The organism is Serpens gallinarum (assembly GCF_014836765.1).
Taxonomy (GTDB): Bacteria; Pseudomonadota; Gammaproteobacteria; order Pseudomonadales; family Pseudomonadaceae; genus Serpens; species Serpens gallinarum.
Window position 1 is genome coordinate 1 of record NZ_JACSQG010000024.1, and the last position, 1488, is coordinate 1488.

Below are 1488 nucleotides of genomic sequence, written 5' to 3' on the forward strand. Positions count from 1 at the left end.
ATCAAGGGTCCGGACCGCGTCGGCCGGATCCGTGGGTACGCGTCCGGGATGCTGACCCCAGAGCTGTTTCGCGCGACGGCGTCTTCGCTCGACGCGCAGCTCAACGCGGGGGCTAGTAGCCGTTGGACCCTCCGCGCGCTCGTCGATCATTCTGCACCGAGCGTCGCCCTTCTCCCCGCGGACACCGGCGTGCACGGTCCTCTGGAACTGAACCGGTTGAAGGTGTCGAGCACGTGCGCCGAAGGGGCCGACTACGTGTGGCTCTCCCGCAACGACGGTTCTCGTACTCCGCCCATTGAAAGCCAGCAGCGCTTCATCAGGACCGTGCAGAGCAAGCGCGTCGCCCAGGAACGCATTTTCTCCGAGTTCGACGAATCGGCCAGGTCGCTCCTCGACCGAGCAGAGTCTCGAGGTCTTCGCGTCTTGTGCCACGATCCGTATCGGCAATGGGGTGGCGCCGAGCCCGATGCCGAGCTGTTCGCGGATCTTCTCGTGTCATACTTTCATGTGCCGCGAGCAGACGCCGACGAGTACGCCGGCGGTACCGGGTACGGTCAAGGCGATCATTATGTTTTTGCCATGACCGACGAGACCGGCTCGACGTTGTGCTTTTTCGTCCTCGCGCCGTTCGCCTGGGGATTTGAGGGGACGTTCACAATGGTGGACACTCGCCATCCTGCGCGCGCACTGCAGGGCGTGGCCCGGACTCTCATGCTCATCGCGAATGCCCTGGTCCTGGACCGCCATGGAGTCACTACGATGCTCTACGGAGAGGCGAACAAAGCGAACATCAGCGCGTGCGTGAGTGCGGGCTACGGAATCGTCGAACCCGAGGGCTGGTCACCTGATGCGAGGTTGCACCGCAACGTCGTGTGGGCGGACAACCCCATGGGTGACGGATCTGCCGTCCCGGACCGCGTTCCACTCCACAGCGAGTCCTCGTACGAGAACTATGCACTCATGCTTGGCCGCAACGATCTCATAGCGCCGCTTGCTCCAAGGGCATACGAGTTCATCGGCCCGCCGTCGCAGGTGTTGGTGTGATCACGTCAACGTCAGTGGGTGGGTCGCTCGCAGACCAGCTGCTTGCGATGCTGACGGAGGCACCGGGTCTGGCGCGAGATGTCGCCGTCGTCGTAGATCGCCCGCTCAGTGAGGTTGCGCTCGAGCTCGGGCGGCTTCAGTCAGCTGACCTCGTGGATCAGGTTGTCGACCAGAACGGGGAGTGGTGGCGCGCCGTGCGCCGTCCGGTCTCTGACGGCACGCCACGTTCTCAGCGCGACGAACTCCGCTCGGATGCCGACAGCCAAGAGGCGGAGCGCCTCCTCAGCTCGGCTTGTGCTGTGCCGAGCCGGGCTGAGCCGAGCTCGGCTCAGCCCGAGCACCGTCCGGCGCCCTGACCCGCGCGCACTGTTCATCCGTGGGCCGGACGACGGCTGGGCGGAGGCGAGCGCGCATCGATCGATACGAGGAAGGAGCGGATATGCG

General features: G+C 65.0%; 1 protein-coding gene. It reads left to right on the forward strand.

Translation table 11 applies throughout. From position 1 onward, the window contains the following. Positions 1 to 1044: hypothetical protein (locus H9642_RS18205; protein WP_251837869.1), on the forward strand; the 1044-nt coding region annotated here is incomplete at its 5' end. Between the last annotated feature and the right edge of the window lie 444 nt (positions 1045 to 1488).